Origin of the sequence: Halomonas sp. SIMBA_159 (assembly GCF_046536035.1) — a bacterium.
In the GTDB taxonomy this organism is placed as follows: Bacteria; Pseudomonadota; Gammaproteobacteria; order Pseudomonadales; family Halomonadaceae; genus Vreelandella; species Vreelandella venusta_A.
Map to the genome: position 1 here is coordinate 47,645 of NZ_JAWJBT010000026.1, position 7,103 is coordinate 54,747.

Genomic DNA, 7,103 nt, shown 5'->3' on the forward strand with positions numbered 1-7,103 from the left:
AGAGTGCTATGGAACTCGACCCCCTTGTACTATCGCGAATGCAATTTGCTTTCGTTGTATCGTTTCATGCGATCTTCCCCGTGTTCACCATCGGCCTCGCGTCTTACATCGCGCTGCTGCATGGCTTGTATTTCAAGACCAATAACCCCGCTTGGGATCGACTCTCCCTGTTTTGGACCAAGGTATTTGCCGTTGTCTTCGGCATGGGGGTGGTCTCGGGTATCGTGATGTCCTTCCAGTTTGGGACCAACTGGAGCAACTTCTCACAAGCGGCCTCTAACTTCCTTGGGCCTGTATTGAGCTATGAGGTCGTGACAGCGTTTTTCCTGGAAGCAGCTTTTCTTGGCGTGCTGCTCTTTGGGCGCGGTAAAGTCCCGCAAGGAGTGCATTTGTTTGCGGCGATTATGGTCGCTGTGGGTACCTTTATCTCCTCGTTCTGGATTTTATCGGCCAACAGCTGGATGCATACACCTGCCGGTGTCGAGTTAATCGATAATCGCTTCCATGTGCTGTCTTGGTCTGAAGCTATTTTTAATCCTTCCTTCCCTTACCGTTTTGCACACATGGCTATGGCGTCGTTCTTGACCGGTGGTTTTGTGGTTGCGGGCGTCAGTGCTTGGTTCTTACTTCGCGGTCGAGACCCTGAAGCAAACCGTCGTGCACTGTCTATGTGTTTATGGCTGCTGTTATTCCTGGCGCCAGCCCAAGCGGTAGTAGGCGATTTTCATGGCCTGAATACGCTGGAGCACCAGCCTGCAAAGGTGGCGGCCATGGAGGGGCATTGGGAAACGTCTGGCAACGTACCGCTATTGCTCTTTGCAATTCCTGACCAGGAAGCCCAGACCAACCATTTTGAAATTGGTATTCCTAACCTTGCCAGTATGATTCTGACCCACTCGCCCGATGGCGTAATCCCTGGCCTCAACGAAGTTGCTCCAGAAGAGCAGCCTCCTGTGATGATTGTGTTCTGGGCGTTTCGTGTGATGGTGGGTATTGGTTTGTTGATGATTGCCACTGCGTTTATTGGCCTGTTGATGCGCCGTAAAGGCAAGGTGTACGAGCACAACCTCTATCTTAAAGCGCTGGTGTGTATGATCCCGATGCCATTTGCGGCCGTATTGGCTGGGTGGATCGTCACAGAATCTGGCCGTGCGCCGTGGCTTGTCTACGGCATGATGACCCACGCTGAAGGGCTCACGCCGTCACTGACCGGCGGCATGGCGCTATTCACTCTAATTGGTTATGTCGCGGTATACGCCGTTGTGTTTTATGCCGGTATTTACTACCTCACGCGGGTGGTGCGTAATGGCATGCTGCCTGTAGAGGAGCGGGAAACAACGAGCGAGAACTTCAAGCGCCCCATGCGTCCGTTTTCTGCTGCACAAACGCCTTTTGACGATGATGTTGACCCGGTGAGGAGCTAAACATGGAAATGTTTGATTTAACGCTAATTTGGGCGGGCATCATTGGCTTTGGCATCATGATGTATGTCTTGATGGATGGTTTCGATCTGGGCTTGGGGATCCTGTTCCCCTTTGCCCCAGACGAAGATGCCCGCGACGTCATGATGAACTCGGTGGCGCCCGTATGGGACGGGAATGAAACGTGGCTGGTATTGGGTGGCGCTGGTTTGCTGGGGGCTTTCCCGCTGGTGTACTCCGTGTTTTTACCAGCGCTCTACATCGGCGTTTTCTTGATGCTGGCCGGTTTGATTTTTCGGGGTGTCGCGTTTGAGTTTCGCTTCAAATCTCGCCGTAATCGCCGGTGGTGGAACCGTGCGTTTAGCTGGGGGTCTGGTGTGGCGGCCTTTGCGCAGGGCGCTGTGGTCGGTGCTTATATCCAAGGCTTTCGAGTTGAAAACTTTGCCTTCGTAGGCGGTGCGTTTGACTGGCTAACGCCGTTCTCGGTGCTGACTGGCCTTGGCTTAATGGCAGGTTATGCACTGCTGGGTGCGACCTGGCTGATTCTCAAGTCAGAGGGGCACATCCAAGACTGGGCGTATAAAATTACGCCGATGCTGCTGGCGCTCGTGCTGGGTGTCTTTGCGATTATTAGTATCTGGACCCCCTTCGTTAATCCACTAGTGTGGGAGCGCTGGTTTGGTCATTTGCAGCTTATTTGGATTTTCCCTGCATTGGCTCTTTTGTCAGCGTTTATGGTATATCGCTCGGTTAAGCGCCGTGATGAAGGGATCCCGTTTATCGCGACCATCGGCATCTATGTATTCACTTACCTAGGGTTAATCGTCAGCAAGTGGCCGGTGATTGTTCCGCCGGATTACACCTTGTGGGACGCAGCGTCAGCACCTGAGTCACAGCTATTCCTGTTGATTGGTATGCTGTTTGTTATCCCTATCATTCTTGCCTATACCGCTTGGACGTACTGGGTATTCCGCGGCAAAGTGCGGGTAGGCGAGGGGTACCACTAACGATATGTCTGACCATCCTCCCGAGACGATGGTGACCATGACGCCGCGCCATTGGCTTGCCCAGCTCGCTAAGCGTGAGCAACGCAGGCTGATGTGGGCGGCGGTTTGGGGAGTGTTATCAGGCGGGCACACCGTGCTGTTGGTGGTGGGTCTCGCGTGGTTAATTGATCAGCTAGTGATGGCAGGCCGCTCTCCCTCGTCACTTGTTCCCGTCTTTATTGGCCTAGTAGCCGTTGTGCTAATGCGCTCTCTCTTCCAAGCGCTGCAGGAGTCTTGCAGCGCTCAAGCAAGCCTGCGCATTCGTCAGTACGCTAGACAGGCACTGCTCGATAAAATGGCAACGCTTGGCCCAGTGTGGCTGACACGCCAACAGAGCGGTGCGCTGGCCACCCAGTCTGTGGAGCATATTGAAGCGTTAGATGGCTACTTCGCACGTTTTTACCCCCAGTTGAGAATCGTGGTGGCTTTGCCGCTGCTGATTCTTTGCATCGTGGGTTGGTTTGATTATTTAGCCGCGATTTTTTTGCTGCTAGCTGCTCCGTTGATTCCGCTGTTTATGGCGCTAGTGGGCATGGGGGCTGAACGCCTTAATCGGGATCAGTTTATGGCGGTATCTCGCCTTTCTGCTCACTTCATTGACCGCGTGCGTGGCATGACAACACTGCAACTGTTTGGGCATACCAAAACTGCTCAGCAGGATGTGTGGTATGCAACAGATCATTACCGCAGATTAAGTATGCGGACGCTGCGTTTAGCCTTTTTGTCATCGGCCGTCTTAGAGTTTTTTGCTTCTGTGGCTATCGCCGTTGTCGCCATGTACGTTGGTTTTGGTCTGCTTGGCTATATCGACTATGGCCCATCGCCAGAATTAACGCTGTTCAGCGGGTTGGCGGTGCTGCTGCTGGCGCCTGAATTCTTTCAGCCGTTAAGAACGCTTTCTCAGCATTATCATGATCGTGCTGCAGCGTTAGGGGCGGCAGAGAGTGTGGTCGCTATCCTGAATGAGACCAGTGTCGTTGCGTCCGAGCCTGCGTTACCCAGGTCAGCTCAGGCTCTGATTGAATTAGACCAGGTGGCAATTAACTACGCTGAGCGTGCAGCCGTATTAAGCGATGTTAATGTGTCGATTAATGCGGGGGACGTGGTGGCGATTACGGGTGAATCAGGCAGTGGGAAGTCGTCACTCTTGGCACTGTTGGCAGGTTTTATGGCGCCGAGCCATGGCGAATGTCGCGTTGATGGGGCAGCGCCCATTGCCTGGTTGGATCAAACTCCCTGCATCCTTCAAGGAACGCTCGCCGATAACCTTCACATTGCCGCCCCTGAAGCGGACGTTGATACGCTCACGTGGGCGCTGCAGCGTGCTGGTCTTACTGAATTGTTATCTAGCTTGCCCCAAGGGCTTGAAACGACGATTGGCGAGCGTGGTGTCGGGCTTTCTGGCGGGCAGGTGCAGCGTCTGGCGCTAGCCCGTGTCTATCTAAGCAAAGCCCAGCTTGTTATTTTGGATGAGCCGACGGCGAGTCTTGATGCCGCAACAGAAAGCGTTGTTATACAGGCGCTACTAGAGTGGGCAAAAGAAGGGCGCACGCTGGTGATGGCCACGCATCATCCGGCCGTTGTAGCCGCTGCTAATCGTCATTTCGAGTGTCGCTCAGGCCAGCTTGTTGAGGTGGCGATATGAAGCAGTTTTATCGTGACCTTGCCCCCTGGCTCAAGCTGCTGCTGCGTCGTCGTCAGCAGTTTTTAATAGGTACCTTGCTGGTGTGGGTGACGTTGCTGGCAGGTTTGTCACTGTTAGGCCTCTCCGGTTGGTTCATTGTTTCATGTGCCCTTGCGGGAGTGGCACTGGCAGCAGGTTTGCCTGCCTCTCTAGATGTGTATGTGCCCGGTGGGGGCATTCGGTTCTTTGCGTTGCTAAGAACCGTCGCACGGTATGTGGAGCGCTTGTACAACCACAATACGGTGTTGACGCTTTTAGCAGATTTGCGGTACCGCGTGTTTGGCGACTTAACCCGCTTAGATGATGCCTCTCTCAAACGACGTCGTGCCAGTGAATGGCTCAGCCGGCTCACCTCAGATATCGATAACTTAGATAATCTCTATTTGCGGCTACTCATTCCTCCCGTTGCTGCGCTGTTAACGATTCTTGGGGTATCCGCTTTTATTGCTATTTGGCTACCCGTAGTTGGGGCCGTTGTGGCGGTTGTGCTCACGCTTCTCTGGGCCGTGGTTACCTTCGGCTATGGCTGGCTGGGGTTTGCTAATAGCTATCAGCAAGTGAGCGATCAAGAAGAGTTGCGACGATTGGTGCTTGATCAGATTCAAGCCTCTGCTGAATTACGCAGCTATCAAACCCAAGGTTGGCATCGCCAAAAAGTTGAGCAACATGAGACGCTCGCCTTCAACAACCAGCGGCGCTTAGCAATGAAGTCCGCCATGGGTAACGCTCTCTTATCTGGGGTGACCGGCTGTTTATTGATTGCCACGCTATGGATAGGAAGTATGGCTTTATCTGCTGAGCAGGTGGTGGGGCCTATTTTAGTAATGGCGGTGATTACCGTGCTGGGTATTAACGAAGTATTGGCGCTGCTTCCGGCGGCTTTTTTAAAGCTTGGCTCAAGCTATGGGGCGGCTCAGCGTTTAAATGCGCTGAAGGTCAACCGCCCTGTTTTTGACGTTGTCGAGCTACCGGAAAATACGGAAGGGCACTCCCTCCAATTCGATCAAGTGTCCTACACCTATCCTGAAGATGTTGCCCCTGTGCTGTTTAATCTTCAGGCGACGTTGCCTTCACAAGCGCGCGCTGTTATCACCGGAGTGTCTGGGTCAGGTAAGTCGACTCTGGCGGGTTTAGTGATAGGAAGGGTTGCACCGACACAGGGAACCATACGCGTGGCGGGTATTTCTCCTTGGCATGTGTCACCGGAAAGTCGTGCTGATCACTTTGCACTCCTCACCCAGCAAACGGATCTGTTTGATGGAACGCTTGAGGAGAATCTACGCATCGCTAAGCCCTGTGCAACAGAGGAAGAGCTATGGCAGGCGTTATCCAGCGTGGCGTTGTCGCACTGGGTGCAGCAGCAGCCCAAGCAGCTGTCTACCCATGTGGGTGAGAAAGGTCAGCAACTCTCAGGGGGGCAGGCCAGAAGGGTTGCTTTGGCAAGATTGATGCTGCGTGACCCTAAGGTTGTGCTCTTGGATGAGCCTTTTGCGGGCGTGGATGCTGAGACCGCTAGGCATTTGGCGATGTCCCTTGATCAGTGGTTGGCTGGGCGAACGGCTATTTTCCTTCTTCATCAGATAGATGACGTTTCTCTGCTGCCCAATGTGGACTATCAGTGGCGCCTTGATGAGGGGCGATTAATTACAGATACTACTGCTGACAGCTAATTGAAACGCAAGCAGGAGCACCGCATGAACGAGTTTTTACGCCATCTTCCAAAAGTCGAGCTCCACTTGCATATTGAAGGCTCGTTGGAACCTGAGCTGATGTTTGCGCTTGCCGCTCGTAATGGTATCGCTCTCCCTTATGAGACTGTTGAGGAGGCCAAAGCTGCTTATGATTTTGAAGATCTTCAAGGGTTCTTAAATCTTTACTATCAAGGCATGAATGTGCTGCGCACAGAGCAGGACTTCTACGACCTTGCTATGGATTACTTCAATCGCGCCCGTGGAGAGGGTGTGCTGCACATTGATATGCACTTTGACCCCCAGGCGCATTTACAGCGCGGCATTCCATTGGAAGTTGTTATGGCAGGCCTGCTGAGAGCTAAAGAAGAGGCCGAGTCTTCGCTGGATTTAACGGTTGGCATGATTATGGCGTTTCTGCGCGACCGTCCTGCTGAGGAAGCCCTGCATGTTCTTGAGCAAGCAGCACCGTATTGGAAGTTTTTAGATGCGATTGGCCTGGACAGTGCGGAGCTAGGTAACCCGCCTGCCAAATTTCAGCAACTCTTTGCGCGTGCTAAAGAGCTTGGGCTGGTGCGTGTGGCCCATGCCGGTGAAGAGGGGCCGGCAGAGTACATCGCAGAAGCGTTGGATCTTCTCGATGTTCAACGGATTGATCATGGAGTGCGCTGTCTAGAAAGTGCTGACGTTGTGAAGCGGCTGCGTGATCAACAAACCGTGCTTACCGTATGTCCACTTTCCAATGTCAGCTTAAAAGTGGTTGATCAGTTGCGCGATCATCCGTTGCCGCAGCTGCTGTCTGAAGGGCTAAAAGTAACGATTAGTTCAGACGATCCCGCTTACTTTGGCGGTGGGTTGTTGGAGAATCATGTGGCTTGCGCCCAAGCTTTTGATTGGGATGCAGATACCTTCCGCATGTTGAACCGTAATGCTATTGAAGAGGCCTTTGTGAGTGAGGGTAGGCGTCAAGAGCTTCTCAAGCGCCTAGCTGCCTCTTAAAATAACGCCGCCGACAGTCTGTCGGCGGCTTTTTATTGAGGTTTTTACGAGCAATGCATTGATTAGAAAAAAGGTGTTGACGCGCTGATTTAAATGCGTAAAATACGCTCCACATCGAACGGCAACGCCCTTCGAAAAGCTCTTTAACAATTTGATCAGGTAATTCATGTGGGCGCTTGCCGATGAGAGTGATAAATCACCAAATATCAAGGCAGGCGCACAAGAAAGATGTTCACATCTTTCGAATTCGTTTGAACCTTGAGCC

The 7,103-nt window shown here is 52.8% G+C and carries 6 protein-coding genes; 5 read left to right on the forward strand and 1 reads right to left on the reverse strand.

Going from position 1 to position 7,103, the window contains the following annotated elements:
- The first annotated feature begins 8 nt into the window (after positions 1-8).
- The 5 genes from R0J87_RS16080 to R0J87_RS16100 are packed head-to-tail and all read left to right on the forward strand — an operon-like array spanning position 9 to position 6,838.
- A complete protein-coding gene (locus R0J87_RS16080; protein ID WP_498887409.1) occupies positions 9-1,424 on the forward strand; it encodes a cytochrome ubiquinol oxidase subunit I in 1,416 nt (471 codons plus the stop codon).
- A gap of 2 nt (positions 1,425-1,426) precedes the next feature.
- Complete coding sequence (cydB, locus tag R0J87_RS16085) at positions 1,427-2,428, forward strand: cytochrome d ubiquinol oxidase subunit II (protein ID WP_404466155.1); 1,002 nt, start codon at positions 1,427-1,429, stop codon at positions 2,426-2,428.
- Between the two features lie 4 nt (positions 2,429-2,432).
- Positions 2,433-4,112, forward strand: coding sequence for a thiol reductant ABC exporter subunit CydD (gene cydD, locus R0J87_RS16090; protein WP_498887411.1), 1,680 nt, complete (start codon positions 2,433-2,435; stop codon positions 4,110-4,112).
- Complete coding sequence (gene cydC, locus R0J87_RS16095) at positions 4,109-5,821, forward strand: thiol reductant ABC exporter subunit CydC (protein ID WP_498887413.1); 1,713 nt, start codon at positions 4,109-4,111, stop codon at positions 5,819-5,821. Before cydD ends, cydC begins: the two co-directional genes overlap by 4 nt.
- 24 nt (positions 5,822-5,845) lie before the next feature.
- Positions 5,846-6,838 carry an adenosine deaminase gene (locus R0J87_RS16100; RefSeq protein WP_498887415.1) on the forward strand — a complete coding sequence of 331 codons (993 nt, stop codon included), beginning with the start codon at positions 5,846-5,848 and terminating at the stop codon, positions 6,836-6,838.
- Here the strand turns inward: R0J87_RS16100 and R0J87_RS16105 are convergent.
- Positions 6,824-7,103, reverse strand: a 280-nt coding sequence (locus R0J87_RS16105) for a hypothetical protein (protein ID WP_498887416.1), incomplete at its 5' end; no start/stop codon positions are given. The genes R0J87_RS16100 and R0J87_RS16105 overlap by 15 nt on opposite strands.

Coding starts and splice junctions, on each gene's coding strand:
- cydC (WP_498887413.1), top strand. CDS start 4,109: ATGAAGCAGTTTTATCGTGACCTTGCCCCCTGGCTCAAGCTGCTGCTG.
- R0J87_RS16080 (WP_498887409.1), top strand. CDS start 9: ATGGAACTCGACCCCCTTGTACTATCGCGAATGCAATTTGCTTTCGTT.
- R0J87_RS16100 (WP_498887415.1), top strand. CDS start 5,846: ATGAACGAGTTTTTACGCCATCTTCCAAAAGTCGAGCTCCACTTGCAT.
- cydD (WP_498887411.1), top strand. CDS start 2,433: ATGTCTGACCATCCTCCCGAGACGATGGTGACCATGACGCCGCGCCAT.
- cydB (WP_404466155.1), top strand. CDS start 1,427: ATGGAAATGTTTGATTTAACGCTAATTTGGGCGGGCATCATTGGCTTT.